This window comes from Pseudomonas sp. AC252, assembly GCF_979258105.1.
On the sequence record NZ_OZ409837.1, the window covers coordinates 4,906,587 to 4,926,721 of the forward strand.

Here is a 20,135-nt window from a genome sequence, read left to right on the forward strand (position 1 = left end):
CCCGGGACATCCAGTCCCATTCTCTAACTCGGCGATTAAAAGAAGTCGCTCTGAATGAACCCGAAATCCATCAATTCCGCATCTTTGACCGGGTTGAAACCGTCCAGCGAATTCTTCGCCGTCAGCGGCACGGGAGGGCTGCGCAAGGCGTTGGCCTTGTCATAACCGGGGCCGACGATGGCAAAGACAATGCCGTTCCAACCTTTGACAAAGTCATCGTGTTTGTAGCGCTTGTGGCCGAGAACCGGGTCACCGATATAGACCCAATCCTTGTCCGAACGCTGCAGGACGACGAAATGCTTGTAGCCGCGAATGTCCATCAGGACCACCACCGGAATGGTCACCGCTTCGAGTTTCTCGGGCGGGATCCGGTAGCCACGGGCACGCATGCCGATGCTTTCTACGTAGCGCTTCATGTCGAGCATGGAGAAACCCTGGGTTCGCACCAGGTCCTGGTCAGCGTTGACCAGCATGCCCTTGATGATGTGCTCCTCATCGACGTCGAGCCAATAGGCCTGGCGCAGGACCGTTGCCAGTGCAGCAGCGCCGCAGCTGAAATCGGTTTTCTGTTCGACGATGTCGGCAAACTTGCGCTCACGAATGCTTTGCACGTCCTTGTAGACCAGCACGCCACCCGGCAGGGCAGCGACCGGCATCTGGGCTGCCTGAGTCAGGCCGCACAGACAAAGCAGAGCGAGGAGGGCAGGAGTCCGCATGATCGAATACGCCTTGTGGAACCTGGGAAAAAGCCCCGTTGCCGGGGCTTTCGTTTCGATCGCGATTACATGCAGGCTTTGCAACCTGCGGCGATGGACAGCGAGTTGCTTTGTTGGTTGCCCACACCCGCCGAGACGTTGGCTCCGCCGTTGCCGGAGAAGTTGTTCATCGAGTTGGTCATGTTGGCATTGTTGACGACTGGGGTTTTCCAGCCATCTTTGGTCAGCACTTGTTGCGTGGTGACGCCAGCGAGGCCAAAGCTGCCCACGGCTTCGAACTTGGCTTTCTGATCATCGTTGCCGCCGTGGCCGCCGCCACGGTTACCCCAACCGCCATGGTTGTTGTCGTCTTCGATGGTCGCGGTGCCTTTGGCTTTGAATACGCCAGCGGCTGCATAAGTACCGGTAAGAGTGTCGGTTTTGTAAGCCTGCACGCCTTTGTTTTCCACGACCAGGCCAGTCGAGGACTGGTTGGCAGAGGCAGCAGCCTGCGCTACACGACCACCAGAAACGGCGATGGCGAGGTTGTTTTTCTGTTGGTTGAAGTTGCCGGCGGTCACGTTGATGCCAATGTTGCCGGAACCGTTGTTGCCAGCGTTGTTGAGCGTGGCGTTGTTGAAGGTGGAGGAGTTTTTCACGTAGTTGTTGTTGTTCACCTGAGTCGCGCTCGAGGCGGCAACAGCATTACCGAAGATAAAGCTTTCGTCAGCGGTGGCCAGTGCAGCAGCGTTGTCCTGCTGGTTGCCGTCGCCGCCAGCCACGTTGGCGCCCATGTTGCCGTTGGAGCCATTGAGCGAGTCGCTGGCATTGGCGTTGTTGAGGGTGCCCTGGTTTTTTACCACGTTGCCGTCGCTGTTTTGCGCGTCGAGGACAGCGGCGCCGGCGCCTGCGGTGATCTGCAGCAGTTGTTCAAGGTTAGGTCCTTGAGGCTGGCCGTGACCATTGCCGTGCCCGTTACCATGACCGTTATCGTCACCACGGCCGCCGGCCTGTGCTGCCATTGCCATCACTGCTGCGAGTGCGAAAACCAGTGGTTTGAGAGCCATTGTAGGTTTCATGGTGTTTCTCCGTCGTGCTTATTAGTTGGTTAAGTGTTGGGACTTTTCTAATTGCACTGCTTTTTTGTATGGGTCAGTCAGCGACCCGGATGCTCAGGGTGTTAGCCATGCGGTTCCCCACCCCGGCACTCTGGTTCACCTGGATTACCCCGCGACTGCCGGTGAAGGCCTGATCACTTGTCGTGACCTGGCGACTGCCGATCGAGGTACCAGTTGCTCCTGAGCTCGGTAAAAACGCCACGTTCTGTTGCGAAAGGGCGCTGTCGTCAACGCTCTGCGGGCCGGCACTGATGCTGACGCGCGTCACGTTGGCCATTTGATTGTTGGCACCGGCGCCCTGGTTCACACCGAGGATGCCGTTGCCATTGCTGAAAGAGTTGCCGCCGATGTTCGCGCTCGCGTCGATGGCGCGGCTGGCAGGCGTGTCGATGGTTTGCCTGACGCTGGTGGTGGCATGGGATTCGGTGCCGATGGCAATCGCCTTGGTGTTGGCTTGTTGCATCTGGTCACCGGCTGCCTGGTTGACGTTGAAGTTGCCGCGATACTGAGCGCCGGAATCCTGAATATTCGCTTTGTTGACCGAGGTCGAATCGGCCATGGCGCTGGTGCAGCCGAGCAGGGCGAGAAGCAGCAGAGTGCGATTCATGTCATTGGCCTCCGGCCATGCGGGTCAGAGGCGCCAGACCGGTGCTCATCGCCCGGTTGACAGTGTTGGAAATCGAGGCGCCAGAACCGCCGCCACTGCCGCTGCGCATGCCGGGCAGGCCGTTCTGGTTGGTCAGGGTGTTCATGCCTGGCAGGTTGGAACTGGGCGTAGTCATGTTGCCGCGAATCGACGAGCCACTGGCGACACTGGCGAAATCGCCGTCGCTGAGTTCGGTGCTGCTGAGGGTCTGATTGATCCGCGCCGAAGGGTTGGCATTGACGGTGGTCGGGTAGGGGTCTTTGCCGCCATTACGCCCGATCGGGATTGGCTGAACGTCGCGGTTGAGGACGATCACTCCATTGCCTTCGGCCTGGGCGCTGACACTGATCAATGCGCTGGCGGCTGATCCGATCAGCAGGAGGCAGGTCAGGCTTTTATTGAGATTCCCCACGGCGGCGATTCCTTCTTCAGTGGGCTGGGTTGTTCAGCGTTGTGAAGGAGAGAGCGAAAGCTGTGCCGGGTTTGGATTGTTTATTTAAATCAAGGGCTTAGTTATTTTGAGCGAGGCAGGTGTGTGGCTACTGTTTCACTTTTGAAACACAGCGAGAGCCGCTTGAGTGGACATCGACTTTGGAAAGCTCTGGCACAAGGGTTTGCGCCGATGTGTTTCATTGACGTAACAGATGGCGTCACGGATTGATGAACAGCGTTTGGACGCGGCTTTGCGAGGGCAGGAGTGTTTCAAAAACGGACAGATGCGCCAAAAAATAACGGTGTGGTGGCTCAGGCGGACAACAGACGCTCGACCGCCGCAAAGGCTTGGGCCTGGCGTTCGACCCAGTTGCCTTCAATAACCTGCAGCGGCTGTTGATGCTGGATCAACCAGTCGCGAGTGGCTTCGAAGAACGCCATGCGATCGTCAAGATCCGGCTGGCAGCGTTGGCCGTCTTCGGCCCAGTCGACTTGTTGCGGCGATAGCAGCAGGTGCAGGTCGTAGTGGCGCGCGAGCAACTCGGCTTCAAGCCAGCCCGGGCAAGCGGCGAACAGGGTCTGGCTCCAGAGGATGTTGCTCAGCAGGTGAGTGTCGAGGATCAGCAGGGAGGGTTGCTGCGCTCGCGCCTGATCTTCCCAGCGCAACTGGCCTCGGGCGATAGCAGGAATATCCGCCAAACAGGTGTCGCGGGGATTGTCTTCGATGAACCGACGCACATATTCATCAACGCGAACGCCGCCGAAACGCTGCTCCAATCCCGCCGCCAGCCAGCTCTTGCCGGTGGATTCCGGGCCGGTAAGGACAACGACTTTCATGTGCGCAACGCCGGATCGGCGCGCCACTCACGCCAGCCTTGCACGGCGAGCAGGGTAAACAGCCCATAGAGGCCTGCGGTCAGGTACAGGCCTTTATAGATGAACAGCCCTACAAAAATGACATCGAGGACAAACCACAGCGCCCAGCATTGCAGGCGTTTTTGTGCCATCCACAGTTGTGCAACCAGGCTGAAACCAGTAAGCGCGGCATCGAGCCACGGCTGGGCGGCGTCGGTCCAGTGCGCCATCGCGGCGCCCAGCAGCAGGCTGCCGATGGCCCCGACGCTGAGTCCGAGCAGAATTGAGCGCGCGTCGAGGCGGGTGACTTGGCGCCCGTCATGCATCGTCCCGGCGCGGGTCCACTGCCACCAGCCGTAGATTTGCAGCGCGGCATAGATCACTTGCAGCAACATGTCCGAATACAGCTTCACCTCAAAGAAGATCCAGCTGTAGAGCAACACCATGACCAGCCCGATCGGCCAGCACCACGGATTCTGTTTGACCGTCAGCCACACGGCGATGACACCGAGGGCAGCGGCGAACAGTTCAAGCCCGGACATGGCGGATCCCTGGGGAAGTCGAGAAGGGGGCGGATTGTACTGCATTCGCCCAGACACAGAAGTACCCTGTGGGAGCGAGCCTACTCGCGAAGGCGTCGGGCCAGTCAGTGGAAAAAGATGTCGACTGGACAGGCCCTTTCGCGAGCAGGCTCGCTCCCACAGGTTATGGGTCAGACCCTGAACTGGCGCAGTAACCCGTTGAGCTGTTCGCTCAGCTGCCCAAGACGCAGACTGGCTGCACTGGATTGTTCCGCCGCCAACGCGGTGCTATGCGAAAGGCCGGCCGCCTGGGTGACGTTCTGGTTGATGTCCTCAACTACATGGGCCTGTTGCAACGTGGCGCTGGCGATCGAAGCATTCAGACCGTTGAGATTGCGCAACGCCTGGCCAATCGCACTGAGACTCGCCCCGGCCAGTCCCGCCTGTTCGATGGTCAATTGCGAGGCCTTGCTGCTGTCGCCAATCACCTTCACCGCAGCCTCGGAGTGGTTCTGCAAACGCTCGATCATCGACTGAATCTCCGCTGTCGATTTCTGTGTACGCTGCGCCAACAACCGGACCTCATCGGCGACCACGGCAAACCCGCGACCCTGTTCACCCGCACGCGCCGCTTCAATCGCCGCATTAAGCGCCAACAGGTTGGTCTGTTCGGCAATCGAACGGATCACCTCCAGAACGCTGCCGATCTGCGTACTTTCTGCAGCCAAGGTGCGAATCACCTCAACCGCTTGATCGATGGTCCCGGAAAGCTTGTCGATCTGTTGCAGGCTGCCGTCAATGTTGATCTGGCCCTGTCGCGCCTGCGCTTCGGCATCGCGCATTTCGGCGGCGGCGTGTTCGGCATTTTTCGCCACGTCCTGCACGCCGTAGGTGACTTCGTTGATCGCCGTGGCCACCAGTTCCATCTGCTGCGATTGCTGCTGACTGCGCTGCTGCGCTTGCGAGGCGTCATTGCCCAGTTCGCTGGAAGACTGACCCAAAGCGCTGGCCGAGACCTGCAAGTCTCCAATCACTCGGCGCAATTTGGCAGTGAAGGCATTGAAGTGATGGGCAAGCTCGGTGACTTCATCCTTGCCATGGGTATCGAGGCTGCGGGTCAGGTCGCTTTCGCCGCTGGCGATGTTCGCCATGGCGTTCACGGTTTCCTGCAACGGACGAACGATGCTGCGCGCGATCAGAATCACCAGCAGCGCCATGATCAGCGCAATTGCCAGACCGATTGCCGAGGCCTTGATCATTTGTCCCTGGAATTCGGCCTGCACATCGTCGACGTACACACCGGAACCGATCACCCAGCCCCACGGCTCAAAGAGCTTCACATATGAGGTCTTGGCTACGGGATCAGTCGCTCCCGGTTTCGGCCAGCGATAATTGACCATGCCCGCGCCCTTGGCCTTGGCGATGGCGACCATCTCGTTGAACACCGCAAAACCGTCCGGGTCGCGGATCGCCGAGAGGTTCTGGCCTTCGAGTTTGGGGTTGGTCGGGTGCATGACCATCACGGGCGTGAGGTCGTTGATCCAGAAATAGTCGCTCTGGTCATAGCGCAGGCCACGGATCGCGGTCAGTGCCTGCTTTTGCGCCGCGTCCCTGGTCAGGGTGCCGGCGGTTTCCAGGCCATGGTAATAGTTCAGCAGGCCGCTGGCGGTCTGCACCACATGCTGGGTTTTCTGCGCCTTGGCGTGGTAGAGGTCGTCGTGGATCTGCTTGAGCATCAGCACGCCCAAGGTCAGCAACATGACCATCGCCACGATCAAGATGAGCCACAAGCGTCGGCTGATCGACACACTGCGCAAGCTGTTCATAACGCTGTCACTCCGGATTCTTGTTCTTGTAATAAATGATCGCCAGCATCCAGCCACCGCTGAGTGCTCGGGACTGCGCCAGCCAAGCCATGCAGCGCGGGGAGCGCTATTAAGGCTTGTCTGTTAGGATTTCGGCCCCGCGCGCAAAAACCTGAACACGGTTTTGACATTTCACGGAATTTTTACCGTTTCGTGTGGATCCTGTGCGCGCGGAATCGGTACAGCTTTAACCAGCTACGCTGAACGCAGTGAACGCTAAAAATACTATCGGGGCATGCCGGCGCGCATCGCTCTCTGGGGGATTGATGGATCTTTGGACTGCCTTGCAGGCACTGATACTAGGAGTTGTAGAAGGGCTGACGGAGTTTTTGCCCATTTCGAGTACCGGACACCAGATCATCGTCGCCGACTTGCTGAACTTCGGCGGCGAGCGGGCCATGGCGTTCAACATCATCATTCAGCTCGGCGCGATTCTCGCGGTGGTCTGGGAGTTTCGCCGCAAGATCCTCGACGTGGTGATCGGCTTGCCGACCCAGCCGAGTGCACGGCGTTTTACGGCTAATCTGCTGATCGCGTTTTTGCCCGCCGTGGTGCTCGGAGTGATCTTTGCCGATCTGATCCACGAATACTTGTTCAACCCTATCACCGTAGCGGCGGCGCTGGTCATTGGTGGGATCATCATGTTGTGGGCCGAACAACGTCAGCATGAAGTCCACGCCGAAACCGTTGACGAGATCCGCTGGACCGATGCGCTGAAAATCGGTTTCGCGCAATGCCTGGCAATGATTCCCGGCACTTCGCGCTCCGGTTCGACGATCATTGGCGGCTTGCTGTTCGGCCTGTCGCGCAAGACTGCAACCGAGTTTTCGTTCTTCCTCGCCATGCCGACCATGGTGGGTGCGGCGGTATATTCGGGCTACAAATACCGCGATCTGTTTGTGCCAGCGGATTTCCCGGTGTTCGCGATTGGTTTCGTCACCGCGTTTGTTTTCGCCATGATCGCTGTGCGCGGTTTGCTCAAGTTCATCGGCAACCACAGCTATGCAGCGTTTGCCTGGTACCGAATAGCGTTCGGCCTGTTCATTCTGGCGACCTGGCAGTTCGGCTGGGTGGACTGGTCGGCGGCCAAGCCATGAACGATTCGCGCGCGCAGCGCCCGCAAGGACGAGCTTCTGGCGGGCGCCTTCAGCATGTGAAGTTGAAGCTTGTGGTGCTGTTGATCGTCTGCGCGCTGCCGCTGTTCGGCTCACTGTCGATGTGGCTCAGTGGCCTCTCGCGGGTGCCGCTGGCGGCGTACGGGATTGTCAGTGTGCTGGCGTTTTTTCTGTACTGGGCCGACAAGCGCAAGGCCCGCGCCGATGCGTGGCGCACCCCGGAAAACATCCTGCATGCGGTAGAACTGGCGGGCGGCTGGCCGGGGGCGTTGATCGCCCAGCAAGTGTTTCGGCACAAGACGCGCAAGGTGTCGTTTCAGATTCTGTTCTGGGTGATCGTGCTGCTGCATCAGGTGTTCTGGATTGACCAGATTTTTCTCGGATCAAACTTGCTGTCGCTGATTTAACGTCCACCGAAAATCCCCTGTGGGAGCGAGCCTGCTCGCGAAAGCAATCTCATCCTCGCTGATGAGTCGCCTGACAAACCGCCTTCGCGAGCAGGCTCGCTCCCACAGGATTTGCGTGCTTACAACAGCAGGCCGATTTGCGTTTTTTTAGGCAGTTTGCTCACCACCAGTTGATGCGACCGCTGCAACAGCGCCTGCAATTCCTCGGCACTCAGCGGGTAGGGCGGGTGCATGATGATCCACTGCGCCCGCGCCAGATACGGCGCCGGATGAACCCCCGGGCGGTCGCAATGGCCGAGAAACAGATCCTTGTCGACCTTGAACGCCAGCGAATCGCCGCGTAATCCCTGCAAGGCAAACATCTTGTTGCCGGCGATCGAGAACACCCGCACGCCGCCCCATTTGTAATCTTCCCGCGCGCCCGGCAGAGCCAGACAAAATTCGGCTACCTCGGTTTCGCTCATTTTTCCCTGTGTCATAACAACCGCTCCCCGCAGGCATTGAACGATTCGACCAAGTGATCGATCCATGCGCGCACCGCCGGCATTACCCCGCGCCGGTGCGGGTACACCGCTTGCAGCCAGCCGCCAGGCAATGACCATTCCGGCAGCACCTGCACCAGCGTGCCGTTACGCAGTTCGGTCTCGCAGAACATCATCGGCAGCACGGTGAAACCCTGACCGGCCAGCACGCAGGCCTTGCGCACGACAAAGTCATCGATGCCCAGCCGCGCTTCCATGCTCAGATCGACGCTTTTGCCCTGCTGATCGAGCAGACGCACGTGGACCATGCGATCGGCTTCCAGGGCGCCGAGCACTGGCAGAGTTTTCAGGTCCTGCGGATGATTGATGGTCTTGCCCTGCATGAAGGCCGGACTGGCGATTACCACAGCCTGAGCCTGACGCAAGCGCCGGGTGACCAGCAACGGGTCTTCATCACCGTGATCGCGCACGCGCAAAGCGACATCGATGCCTTCGGTGACCAGATCGACGCGGCGGTTGAGCAGCACGACCTCCAGTTGCACCTGCGGAAATTTACCGAGAAAGTCGCTGATCACCGTCGGCAGCATTTCATGGGCCAGACCGGTCGGGCACGACACCCGCAAGCGCCCGCGTGGTTCGCTGGACATGCTCGCCACGGCTTCGTCAGCCATTTCCGCTTCCAGCAGCATCGCCTGACAATGGCGCAAATAGCGCTCGCCGACAGCGGTGAGATTAAGTTGGCGAGTGGTGCGTTGCAGCAGTCGCGCGCCGAGGCGCTCTTCCAGTTCGGCAATCCTTCTGGAGAGCCGCGACTTGGGAATACCGAGCAGGCGCCCGGCGGCGGCAAATCCGCCGGCTTCGACCACTTTGGCGAAGTAATAGAGATCGTTGAGATCCTGCATGTGCCTCTCCACTCGTTCTATCAATGGGACGAACTATCGCATTGTCGGCGACTAATCAGCTATTGGTTTGTTGCGTAGGATTGTCTCCATTCCGTCGCCACCGGCGATTCTTTCAGGAGCACCCACATGAAACTGTTGCACATCGATTCGAGCATTCTGGGCGACAACTCGGCTTCCCGTCAGTTGAGCCGTCAAGTCGTCGACGCCTGGCAAGCCGCCGAGCCGAGCGCCGTGGTCACCTACCGCGACTTGGCCGCCGATGCCATCAGCCATTTTTCGGCCAACACACTGGTCGCCGCTGGCACCACCGCCGAATTGCGCGACGCCGCGCAACAGCACGAAGCCGAGCTGAGCGCCTCGACCCTGGCCGAATTCATCGCTGCGGACGCCGTGGTGATTGCCGCGCCGATGTACAACTTCACTGTGCCAACCCAATTGAAAGCGTGGATCGACCGCGTTGCCGTTGCCGGCCAGACGTTCCGCTACACCGAAGCCGGCCCGGAAGGCCTGTGCGGTGGCAAGAAAGTGGTCATCGTGTCGACCTCCGGCGGCATCCACGCCGGGCAGGCCAGCGGCATCGCTCACGAGGAATATCTGAAGCTGGTGCTCGGTTTCCTAGGCATTACCGACATCGAAATCGTCCGCGCTGAAGGTCTGGCCTATGGCGAAGAAGTGCGCAATAACGCCATGAACGCTGCGCAAGCGAAGATCAGCGAGCAACTGTTCGCAGCCGCGTAAGGCTTGCGTAAAGAACAGCTGATGTTCAGGTAATCGCCAAAAAACTCTGTATTCTGGTTCTGCAAGGGCCGATTACGGAGTTTTTTGTTTCTGTCTGTTACATAATCTGGCCCGGGTTATGCAGTTTCAGCACATCCAACGATGTGGTCCAACAGGGTGGGGCATTCATGAGGCATCTTTGTGCAATGTTGCTGATTTGCCTGCTGGGCAGCCTGAATTCAGTGCAGGCCGCGCCGGGGCGACACCCGGTCTGGAGCGTCGGTTATCACGAGATGACCTTTCTCGACCCGCTCGATCTGCAACCGATGCGCGCCATCGCTTTTTACCCGTCCAGTGACCGCGAGCACATGAGTTTGCTTGAGGGTTACTCGGTCGAGGCCGGAGAAGACACTAAAGTCGCCATCGGTCGCTTTCCGATGTTGATGCTTTCGCATGGCAACACCGGTACGCCGCTGGCCTTGCATGATCTGGCCACGTCGCTGGCGCGCAAGGGCTTCGTAGTGGTGGCGGTGATTCATCCCGGCGACAACTCCCGCGACCACAGCCGACTCGGCACGTTGAGCAATCTTTACGGGCGACCGATCCAGATTTCCCAAGCGATAACCGCGACGCTCGCCGATAACATGCTGGCGCCGTTCGTTAACGCTGATCAGGTCGGTGTGATCGGTTATTCGGCGGGGGGCGAGACGGCGTTGATTCTTTCTGGCGCCCAGCCGGATCTTGATCGTCTACGCCGCTATTGCCAGGAACGCCCGGACGATCACGACGCCTGCAACACCCAGGGTGAGCTGATTGTCGATCGCGAAGACTTGCAACCAGTGGCCGATCCAAGGGTTCACGCGTTACTGCTGATGGCGCCGCTGAGCCTGAAATTTGGTCGCCATACCCTCGCTGACGTACACGTGCCGGTGCTGCTCTATAGCGGCGACGGCGACAAACTGGTGGCCTTTGATAAAAACGCGGCTGCCCTGGCGCGCAAGCTGCCCACCGCGCCGGACTTCAAGCTGCTGGCCGGGGCAGGGCACTTCGTGTTTCTGGCGCCATGCAATGAAGAGCAGATCCGCGCCATGCCAGCGTTGTGCACCGATGCTGATGGAGTGGATCGCGAGGATATTCACCGCAACCTGATTTCCGAAGCCGGACGATTTTTTGCCCATGCACTGGGCAAATCGACGCGAGCAGGGATGCAGACGGCGGATCAGTAAGCCCGCCTTCAACATTTGATCAATGCTGCGAGCGGGCTTGCTCTTGCGCCGATCAGGACAGCGGCGGCGTACGCGGTGGGATCTGGCGTTTGCTGCCGGTGGATTCGAAGGCGGCGGCGAAGCGCAACAGGTTCGAATCGTCGTAGGCGCGGCCGGCGAAAGTCAGGCCGACCGGCATGCCGATGTCGGCCATGACGCCCATCGGCACGGTGACCGTCGGTACGCCGAGGTGGCGGATCGCAAGGTTACCGTTGGCCACCCAGACGCCATTGCTCCAGGCGATGTCGGCCGAGGCTGGATTGACATCGGCGTCCGCCGGACCAACGTCGGCGACGGTCGGGAACAGCACGGCGTCGAGACCAAGTTTATCCATCCAGTCTTCGAGGTCGATGCGTCGGGTCTGCTCCAGACCGCGCAAGCCATCAGGCACGGTAGGGATTTCATTCCACGGCGTGATGCCGCGTTCGGCCATGCGCACGTATTCGTCCATGCCAGCGGCCAGATCGCCTTCGCGGTTGGGCAGGGTGCCAGGGTCATGGGGGAAGATTTTCGGCCCGTCGACGTCGACCAGACGATTGAGTTTCGGGTCACCGTTGGCTTGCAGGAAATCGTCAAACGCCCAGGCCGTCAGATCCCACAGTTCATGATGCAGGAATTCTTTCGACACCAAGCCACGAGTGAACACGGTTGGCGCGCCGGGGCGGTCGCCTTCGCAGTTGGAGACCAGCGGGAAATCGGTTTCGATGACTTCGGCGCCGGCGGCTTCGAGGGCCTGGCGCGCCTGCTTCCACAAATCGATCACTGACGGGCGGGTATTGATGCGCTGGCCAGTCGGGCCGCCGATACCGGGGGCGTCACTGGTGCCGGCGTCCGGGTCGGCATTGATGTACATGCGCGGGATGGCGAAGCGTTTGCCGGTCAGGGCTTTGGCGTCGACGGCCAGTTCGCTGTACGCCGCCGGGCGCACTTCGCTGACACGCGGGATCGGCACCCACGGTTGCAGACGCCACAGGTCGCCACGGGTGTCCGGGTCTTCGGCGACAACTACGTCGAGTACCTCGAGCAGGTCGGCCATGGTCCGCGCGAACGGCACGACGACGTCCATGGTTGGGGTCAACGGCCAGTTACCGCGCACCGAAATCACTCCGCGCGACGGTGTGTAGGCGCACAGGCCGTTGTTCGACGCAGGGCCACGGCCGCTCGACCAGGTTTCCTCAGCCAGACCGAACGCCGCGAAACTCGCAGCAGTCGCGGTACCGGCACCATTGGAAGAGCCGGAGGCAAACGGCGCGGTGAGGTAAGCAGCGTTGTACGGGCTTTCCGCCCGGCCATAAACGCCACGCTGCATACCGCCATTGGCCATCGGCGGCATATTGGTCTTGCCCAGACAGATCGCCCCGGCCGCGCGCAGGCGCTCGATGGTGAAAGCGTCGCGATGGGCAACCAGATCGGCAAACGCCGGACTGCCGGAGGCGGCGGTCAGGCCCTTGACCAGATAGCTGTCCTTGGCGGTGTAGGGAATGCCATCGAGCGGGCCAAGGGATTCACCTTTGGCGCGGCGGGCGTCGGAGGCGCGTGCTTCGTTCAACGCTTCAGGATTGCGCACGATTACGGCGTTGAGGGCTGTCGGCGTATCGGCACCGTCATAGGCATCGACGCGCGCCAGATAGGCTTGCACCAATTCCACAGCAGTGGTCTGGCCGGATTCGAGGGCGGCGCGCAATTGCGCGATGGAGACTTCGGTGACTTCGATCATGGGGTCACCTGTTGGGCGTGGATGTTCTGGGCAGGGGTATTCATAGCGGTTCTCGTTGCACGGCTTTAAGCGACAAGGTTGAGACTGGCGCCTATTTAACACCAAGCCGCGCTTCGAGTAATCGACGGGGTGACGGCCCCGCCGATTTTTCTGCGTCCAGCGGATTATTCGTTGATGCGCGGATGCTGCTGAACCAGCACTTTGCGCTTGGCCTCCAGCTCGGCGATTTCGGCATCGATGTCTTCGATTTTCTGCTCGATGTTGTCGTGGTGCTCCTGCAGCAGTTCCTTGGCCTCTTCGAGGTCGGAGGCTGCCGGGGCGGCGCCGCGCAGGGGTTTGTTGGCGGTTTCCTTCATGGTTACACCGGTGACCAGGCCGACCACGGCGATGACCATCAGGTAGTAGGCGGGCATGTACAGGTCGTTGGTGCTTTCCACCAGCCAGGCCACGGCGGTCGGGGTCAGACCGGCGATCAGCACCGAAACGTTGAAGGCACTGGCCAAGGCGCTGTAGCGGATGTGGGTGGGGAACATCGCCGGCAGGGTCGAGGCCATCACGCCGATAAAGAAATTGAGCAGCACCGCGAGAATCAGCAAACCGCAAAAGATCAGGCCGATACTGCCGCTGTTGATCAGCATGAACGCCGGAATGGCGAAGATGAACAGGCCGATGCTGCCGACGACGATGAAGGGCTTGCGGCCGATCTTGTCACTGATGAAACCGATCATTGGCTGCACGAACAGCATGCCGACCATGATCGCGATGATGATCAGTACGCCGTGGTTTTCACTGTAATGCAGGTTGTGCGTCAGGTAGCTCGGCATGTAGGTGAGCAACATGTAATAGGTGACGTTGGTCGCCGCCACCACGCCGATGCAGGTCATCAGGCTGCGCCAGTGTTTGGTCGCAACTTCCTTGAACGAGACTTTCGGGCCACCGGCGAGACCTTCGCGGTCGCCCTGTTCGAGTTTTTCCACGTGCTGCTGGAACGCCGGGGTTTCTTCCAGGGCGTGACGCAGGTACAGGCCGATCATGCCCAGCGGCAGGGCGAGGAAAAACGGAATCCGCCAGCCCCATTCTTCGAAGCGCTGCTCACCAAGGATCGTCGAAATCATCACCACCACGCCGGCGCCGAAGACAAAACCGGCGATCGAGCCGAAGTCCAGCCAGCTGCCGAGGAAACCGCGCTTGCGATCCGGGGCGTATTCAGCGACGAAAATCGAAGCGCCGGTGTATTCGCCACCGACCGAGAAACCCTGAGCCATTTTCGCCAGCAACAGCAGAATCGGCGCCCAGATGCCGATCGAGGCATAGGACGGAATCAGGCCGATGGCGAAGGTGCTCAGGGACATGATGACGATGGTCGCGGCAAGGACTTTCTGCCGCCCGTATTTGTCGCCGAGTGCGCCGAAGAACAGCCCGCCCAGTGGACGAATCAGGAACGGCACGGAGAAGGTCGCCAGGGCGGCGATCATTTGCACGCCGGGATCGGCGCCGGGGAAGAAGACCTTGCCGAGCACATAGGCGACAAAGCCGTAGACGCCAAAGTCGAACCATTCCATGGCGTTGCCCAGTGCGGCGGCGGTGATCGCCTTGCGCATCTTGGCGTCGTCGACGATGGTGATGTCTTTCAAACCGATCGGTTTGACAGTGTTCTTGCGTGATTTCATTGCGCTGTTCCCGCTCGCTGATCCAGATTACCGCTGCGATGCCATCTCCATGATGGCGCCGGCTCTTCTGCCTCAGATACATGTGGACACGAAATAATTCACCATTGGCAGGAATTAATTTCCCGCCCGACGCAAGCCCTCTATATCCACTGTGGGAGCGAGCCTGCTCGCGATGACGGCAGTACATCCAACATCGCAGCCGCCTGACCCGACGCTTTCGCGAGCAAGCCCGCTCCCACAGTGGATCTGTGTTGTGCCGGGATTCTTTGCACGCCGCCGAGCCTTGTAGGAGTGAGCCTGCTCGCGATGACGGCAGCCCATCCGAAATCGCAGTCGCCTGACCCGGCGCTTTCGCGAGCAAGCCCGCACCCACAGCGGATCTGTGCTATGCCGGGATTTAATGCACGCCGCTGAATCCTGTGGGAGAGGGCTTGCTCACGAAGAGGGCGGCACATCCAACATCGCCTTCGCCTGACCCGGCGCTTTCGCGAGCAGGCTCGCTCCCACAGTGGATCTGTGTTGTGCCGGGATTCTTTGCACGCCGCCGAATCTTGTGGGAGTGGGCTTGCTCACGAAGAGGGCAGCCCATCCGACATCGCCTTCGCCTGACCCGGCGCTTTCGCGAGCAAGCTCGCTCCCACAGTGGATCTGTGTTGTGCCGGGATTTTTGCACGCCGCCGAATCCTGTGGGAGTGGGCTTGCTCACGAAGAGGGCGGCACATCCAACATCGCCTTCGCCTGACCCGGCGCTTTCGCGAGCAGGCTCGCTCCCACAGTGGATCTGTGTTGTGCCGGGATTTTTTGCACGGCGCTGAATCTTGTGGGAGTGAGCTTGCTCACGAAGAGGGCAGCACATCCAACATCGCCTTCGCCTGACCCGGCGCTTTCGCGAGCAGGCTCGCTCCCACAGTGGATCTGTGTTGTGCCGGGATTTTTTGCACGCCGCCGAATCCTGTGGGAGTGGGCTTGCTCACGAAGAGGGCGGCACATCGAACATCGCAGCCGCCTGACCCGGCGCTTTCGCGAGCAAGCCCGCTCCCACAGTGGATCTGTGTTGTGCCGGGATTTAATGCACGCCGCCGAATCCTGTGGGAGTGGGCTTGCTCACGAAGAGGGCATCACATTCAGCATCACAGCCGCCTGCCCCGGCGCTTTCGCGAGCAAGCCCGCTCCCACAGTGGATCTGTGTTGTGCCGGGATTTTTGCACGGCGCCGAGCCTTGTAGGAGTGAGCTTGCTCACGAAGAGGGCATCACATTCAGCATCACAGCCGCCTGACCCGGCGCTTTCGCGAGCAGGCTCGCTCCCACAGTGGATCTGTGTTGTGCCGGGATTTTTGCACGGCGCTGAATCTTGTGGGAGTGAGCTTGCTCACGAAGAGGGCAGCACATCCAACATCGCCTTCGCCTGACCCGGCGCTTTCGCGAGCAGGCTCGCTCCCACAGTGGATCTGTGTTGTGCCGGGATTTTTTGCACGCCGCTGAATCCTGTGGGAGTGGGCTTGCTCACGAAGAGGGCGGCACATCCAACATCGCCTTCGCCTGACCCGGCGCTTTCGCGAGCAGGCTCGCTCCCACAGTGGATCTGTGTTGTGCCGGGATTCTTTGCACGCCGCCGAATCTTGTGGGAGTGGGCTTGCTCACGAAGGCGGCATTACATTCACCGCGAGGCTTAAAGCGCAGCCTTCACCTGCAAACCGACCACCAGCGCATTGTCGATGTCCTGGCCGGAAAACGCGCCCGGTTCGATGATGTATTGCAGGTTCGGGCGCAGGGTCAGCCATGGGGTGGCCTGGTAGCCGTAGCCCAATTCGATCAACTGCTCGGCGCTGTCGAGGTTCGGGAACGCAGCACCGTTGTCCAGCGCGGCATCCTGTTGCACATCGCGGCTGCGCGGGTTCGGCACGGCGCGGCCATAGCCCAGCGCCAGGGTGTCACGCGGGCGGCCTTCGAACGGTTTGTACAAAACCACGCCAGTGCCGTACCACTTGCTGAACGGCGAAGCCGCTTCACTGGCCGCCGAATATTGACCGAACGCATGCAGGCTGCGGCCCTCGGAGGTCGGCGAACGCCATACGGCCTGATCGATCAGCAAATAATGCCCGCCACGCCCGGACACTTCATCGTCGCTGCCAATGCGCTTGACGTCGGAGCTGTCGTAGTAATAGCCGACCTTGTACTCGCCCGGCAGCTCGCCGGCGTGCTTGTACACCAGCTCGATCGGTACGACGGTGCCGGTGGTGTGCTTTGGCCCCAGATGCCAGGCGCGGCTGGAATTGCCGTTACTTTCTGGATCGACGTTGAACGCCGCCACACGCAGCTGCCAGGACGGCGACAGGTCGTATTTGACCCGCACGCCCAGACGCGCGTTGGGGTAGTTGGTCCAGCCGCTGCCGCCGGACATGTTCAGCGGGTGACCGCAGAAACCGGCATTCATGAAGTTGCACAGAATGCCGCTATCCAGACCGCCGAGGTCGTTGCCCATGGCCATGTAGCCGAGCTTTACGTTCAGCGCCGGGGTAAACAGGCTGCGCTCGTAACTGAGTTCAGTCAGGCGCGTGTACAGACCGCCGTAGTTTTCCTGAATCGGCAGGCGGTTGCCGACCAGATCTTCCGAAGCGCTGTTGCCGCGACGGTCGTTGATGGTCAGTTGCACCTTGCCGGCATTGTCGACGCCATAGATCTTGCTCAGATCAAACTGCACGCCGAGCTTGATGTTCTGCGAGTAGCGCGCCGAGCGGTGCAGGCCGCCGTCGGCGTTATAGGCGGTTTCGCCGCTGTAATCGCCAGTGAACCTGATGCCATCTTCATCGAGTTGATGACGCAGGCCGCCCCAGTCACCGCTCAGGGTGCTGCGGCTCAGCAGATCAGACTCGCTGGCCGCCAGCGCGGGAAGGGCAGTGGTGCAGCTCAGGCCCAGCAACAGGCCAGTGGAAAGCTTGGTACGAGAAAAGCGAACAGCCGATGACATGTGAATCCTTCCTGCTGAAATCTTTAACGCAATAAAACGGCGACGCGGTGCTTTTGGGCACCGCGCGCTGGGGGAGGTTGGTGGTGCGGCAGCGAGTTACGGCAGGGCGTAAGCCATCACGTAATCGCCACGATCGGTCGACTGGCGTGCGCCGCCAGCGGTGACGACGATGTACTGCTTGCCGGTCTTCGGCGAAACGTACGTCATCGGGCCGCCCTGGCTGCCGACCGGCAGACGGGCTTTCCAGACTTCTTCACCGTTGCCGCTGTTGAAGGCGCGCAGGTAGAAGTCCTGAGTGCCGGCAATGAAGATCAGGCCGCCCTGGGTCGACAGGGTGCCACCGAGGGTTGGCAGACCGATCTTGATCGGTAGGTGCATGCGGATGCCCAGGGGACCGGTGTCTTCAACGGTGCCGACCGGAACCTGCCACGCGACTTTCTGGGTCTTCATGTCGATCGCGGTCAGAGTGCCGAACGGCGGCGCCTGGCACGGAATGCCGGCCACCGAGAGGAAGCGGTTCTTGTTCACCGCGTACGGCGTGCCTTTGAGCGGCACAGCGCCCATGCCGGTGTTCAGTGCTTCGCCACCGCCAGCGGCCTGGCCTTTGTTTTGCGACGGAATCATCTGAATCCACAGACCCAGGCGCATGTCGTTGACGAAGATGAAACCGTGCACCGGGTCAGTGGAAATGCTGCCCCAGTTCATGCCACCCAGCGAACCGGGGAAGCTCAGCGATTTGTCGGTCCCCGGTGCGGTGTACAGACCGTCGTAGCGCATGCTCTTGAAGTCGATGCGGCAGAGCAACTGGTCGTACGGCGTGGCGCCCCACATGTCCGATTCAGTCAGGTGCTGCGCGCCGATCTGCGGCATGCCCACGGATTTCGGCTGGGTCGGCGAGTACGGCTCGTTAGGGATGTTCGCCGCTTTCACCGGTACTTCTTTGACCTCGGTCAGCGGCTTGCCGGTGGCGCGGTCGAGCACATAGATCTGCCCGGCCTTGGTGCCGATGACCAGCGCCGGAACGCTTTGACCGTCCTTGTCGAAGTCGATCAGGCTCGGCTGCATCGGCAAGTCGAAGTCCCAGAGATCGTTGTGCACGGTCTGGAACACCCAGCGTTCTTCACCGGTGCTGGCGTCGAGCGCGAGGATTGAAGCGCCGTACTTGTGGTCCAGTTCGCTGCGCTCGACACCATAGATGTCGGTGGACGAGCTGCCCATCGGCAGGAACACCGTGTTGGTCGCCGCGTCGTAGGACATCGGCGCCCAGCTGTTCGGCGTGCTGCGCACGTAGGTTTTGCCATCGGCCGGCGCGTTGCGATCCTGCGGGTTGCCCGGGTCGAACGCCCAGCGCATGGCGCCGGTGATCACGTCAAAACCACGAATCACACCGCCCGGCATGTCGCTCTGCACGTTGTCGGCGACGCGACCACCAACCACCACGGTGGTGCCGGCCATCAACGGCGCGGACGACAATTGATAGTAGCTGTCCGGAACATCACCCAGACCGGCCTTCAGATCAACCTGACCGTTGTTGCCGAAACCCTGGCAAAACTCGCCGGTGTCAGCATCGACCGCGATCAGGCGAGCATCGATGGTGTTGGTCAGCAGACGACGCTGGCAGTTGGCAGCCGGCGCCGGTTTGGCTTCGATGATCGACGAGTTGCTCGGCTGAGCGATGGTCGCGGTGGCATCGAAATAGGCCATGCCACGGCAGCGCTGCCAGACTTTCGATTGCGCGTTGATCGCGTTCTTCCACAGCTCTTTGCCGGTGTCGGCATCGAGGGCGATCAGGTTGTTGTGCGGGGTGCAGATGAAGACTTTGTTGCCGACCTGCAGCGGGGTGAGCTGGTCTTCGGCGCCGTTGCCATCGCTCTCGGCGACGTCACCTGTGTGGTAGGTCCACGCGACTTTCAATTTGTCGACGTTGTTGCGGTTGATCTGATCGAGCGCGGCGAAGCGGCTGCCACCTTCGGTGTTGCCGTAGTGCGCCCAGTCTTTCTGCGCCTTGGCCGGCTCGACCGGAGTCAGGCCCGGGCCAGTGCCAGTCGCGGCAACGGTTGGGTGGGCGACGAACATGTTGCCCGCCGCAACGGCCACACCGACCGCGAGCACAGCGGCCACGGCATACGCACCACGGCCGGCCACGCGGCCATTGGCGCGCGCCAGCAGCGGGTAGACCAGAGCGACGACCATACCGATGGCGCTGAACATGAACAGCCGCGAGAACACCGGCCAGAACACCAGCCCGGCGTCAGCCACGGCCCAGATCGCGGTGGCCACGAGAAATGCGGCGAACAGCCAGGCGCCTGCAGTTTTCTTCAGTGCGATCAGCACCCCGGAAACGGTCATCGCCAGACCGCCGACCAGGAAGTACCAGGAACCGCCCAGACTGACCAGCTTCACACCGCCGACCGCGAGCGCCAGGCCGAGCAGGGCGATGATCACGCCAAGGCCGACCAGAATGAACGTTGAAACGCCTGAGACGCGTTGACTGTGGTTCACATTGAAAGTCCCGTTTAAATGAAGCGCGGGATTATAACGGTAACTAACCATTCAGTTAACCGCAGTTTTGCCAGGAAAACGTGCACTTCTGTGAATCACAGCGTGGTGCAGGATGGGCAAAATGCAAGGCGAGAGGGGTTTCTCGACGTTTCAGCGTGGATGGCGAGTCGGGCTTACGATTGCAGTGCACATATACAAACACCGCGCTGAATCCACCCCTCATCGGAACGCCGCCCGCCCAACCCTCTTTCCGAGGA

General features: G+C 60.6%; 17 protein-coding genes. 4 read left to right on the forward strand and 13 right to left on the reverse strand.

The window, feature by feature from the left end:
- Positions 1–35: 35 nt before the first annotated feature.
- From ACZZZ4_RS22465 to ACZZZ4_RS22495, 7 genes are all read right to left on the reverse strand, one after another.
- Positions 36–716, reverse strand: a complete 681-nt coding sequence (locus ACZZZ4_RS22465) for a C39 family peptidase (RefSeq protein WP_039760558.1) — start codon at positions 714–716, stop codon at positions 36–38.
- A 65-nt stretch (positions 717–781) separates the two neighbouring features.
- The gene (locus ACZZZ4_RS22470; RefSeq protein WP_039760560.1) at positions 782–1,774 is read right to left on the reverse strand and encodes a hypothetical protein; all 993 of its coding nucleotides are present in this window, start codon (positions 1,772–1,774) and stop codon (positions 782–784) included.
- 73 nt (positions 1,775–1,847) lie between these two features.
- Positions 1,848–2,420 carry an adhesin gene (locus tag ACZZZ4_RS22475; RefSeq protein WP_129998706.1) on the reverse strand — a complete coding sequence of 191 codons (573 nt, stop codon included), beginning with the start codon at positions 2,418–2,420 and terminating at the stop codon, positions 1,848–1,850.
- 1 nt (position 2,421) lies between these two features.
- A complete protein-coding gene (locus tag ACZZZ4_RS22480; RefSeq protein ID WP_310404692.1) occupies positions 2,422–2,871 on the reverse strand; it encodes a hypothetical protein in 450 nt (149 codons plus the stop codon).
- 332 nt (positions 2,872–3,203) lie between these two features.
- Positions 3,204–3,728 carry an AAA family ATPase gene (locus tag ACZZZ4_RS22485; RefSeq protein ID WP_463548810.1) on the reverse strand — a complete coding sequence of 175 codons (525 nt, stop codon included), beginning with the start codon at positions 3,726–3,728 and terminating at the stop codon, positions 3,204–3,206.
- Positions 3,725–4,288: a nicotinamide riboside transporter PnuC gene (gene pnuC / locus ACZZZ4_RS22490; protein ID WP_129998708.1), complete on the reverse strand. Its 564-nt coding sequence runs from the start codon at positions 4,286–4,288 to the stop codon at positions 3,725–3,727. Before pnuC ends, ACZZZ4_RS22485 begins: the two co-directional genes overlap by 4 nt.
- Before the next feature lie 170 nt (positions 4,289–4,458).
- Positions 4,459–6,093 (reverse strand): methyl-accepting chemotaxis protein, encoded by a 1,635-nt coding sequence (locus ACZZZ4_RS22495; protein ID WP_310404687.1) that lies wholly within the window; start codon positions 6,091–6,093, stop codon positions 4,459–4,461.
- Positions 6,094–6,398: 305 nt separating this feature from the next.
- On the opposite strand from ACZZZ4_RS22495, the gene ACZZZ4_RS22500 reads away from it, so the two are divergent.
- Positions 6,399–7,229 (forward strand): undecaprenyl-diphosphate phosphatase, encoded by an 831-nt coding sequence (locus tag ACZZZ4_RS22500; protein WP_039760572.1) that lies wholly within the window; start codon positions 6,399–6,401, stop codon positions 7,227–7,229.
- A complete protein-coding gene (locus ACZZZ4_RS22505) occupies positions 7,226–7,654 on the forward strand; it encodes a DUF1294 domain-containing protein (RefSeq protein ID WP_415762508.1) in 429 nt (142 codons plus the stop codon). Before ACZZZ4_RS22500 ends, ACZZZ4_RS22505 begins: the two co-directional genes overlap by 4 nt.
- A 119-nt stretch (positions 7,655–7,773) precedes the next feature.
- Here ACZZZ4_RS22505 and ACZZZ4_RS22510 read toward each other — a convergent pair whose 3' ends face one another.
- Complete coding sequence (locus tag ACZZZ4_RS22510) at positions 7,774–8,133, reverse strand: MmcQ/YjbR family DNA-binding protein (RefSeq protein WP_463548811.1); 360 nt, start codon at positions 8,131–8,133, stop codon at positions 7,774–7,776.
- Complete coding sequence (locus tag ACZZZ4_RS22515; RefSeq protein ID WP_039760577.1) at positions 8,130–9,038, reverse strand: LysR substrate-binding domain-containing protein; 909 nt, start codon at positions 9,036–9,038, stop codon at positions 8,130–8,132. Before ACZZZ4_RS22515 ends, ACZZZ4_RS22510 begins: the two co-directional genes overlap by 4 nt.
- A gap of 126 nt (positions 9,039–9,164) precedes the next feature.
- Here ACZZZ4_RS22515 and ACZZZ4_RS22520 point away from each other — a divergent pair, with 126 nt between their 5' ends.
- Together ACZZZ4_RS22520 and ACZZZ4_RS22525 are read left to right on the forward strand one after the other, a co-directional pair.
- Complete coding sequence (locus tag ACZZZ4_RS22520) at positions 9,165–9,776, forward strand: FMN-dependent NADH-azoreductase (protein WP_415762506.1); 612 nt, start codon at positions 9,165–9,167, stop codon at positions 9,774–9,776.
- Positions 9,777–9,943: 167 nt separating this feature from the next.
- Positions 9,944–10,981 (forward strand): alpha/beta hydrolase family protein, encoded by a 1,038-nt coding sequence (locus ACZZZ4_RS22525; protein WP_129998712.1) that lies wholly within the window; start codon positions 9,944–9,946, stop codon positions 10,979–10,981.
- Positions 10,982–11,033: 52 nt separating this feature from the next.
- On the opposite strand, the gene ACZZZ4_RS22530 is transcribed toward ACZZZ4_RS22525, so the two are convergent.
- From ACZZZ4_RS22530 to ACZZZ4_RS22545, 4 genes are all read right to left on the reverse strand, one after another.
- Complete coding sequence (locus ACZZZ4_RS22530) at positions 11,034–12,737, reverse strand: amidase (RefSeq protein ID WP_039760583.1); 1,704 nt, start codon at positions 12,735–12,737, stop codon at positions 11,034–11,036.
- Positions 12,738–12,901: 164 nt separating this feature from the next.
- Positions 12,902–14,407 (reverse strand): glycine betaine/L-proline transporter ProP, encoded by a 1,506-nt coding sequence (gene proP / locus ACZZZ4_RS22535; RefSeq protein ID WP_039760584.1) that lies wholly within the window; start codon positions 14,405–14,407, stop codon positions 12,902–12,904.
- 1,670 nt (positions 14,408–16,077) lie between these two features.
- Complete coding sequence (locus ACZZZ4_RS22540) at positions 16,078–17,376, reverse strand: carbohydrate porin (protein ID WP_463548812.1); 1,299 nt, start codon at positions 17,374–17,376, stop codon at positions 16,078–16,080.
- A gap of 96 nt (positions 17,377–17,472) precedes the next feature.
- Entirely contained in the window at positions 17,473–19,878 is a 2,406-nt protein-coding gene (locus ACZZZ4_RS22545; RefSeq protein ID WP_143128171.1) for a glucose/quinate/shikimate family membrane-bound PQQ-dependent dehydrogenase, read from the reverse strand.
- Positions 19,879–20,135 lie beyond the last annotated feature (257 nt).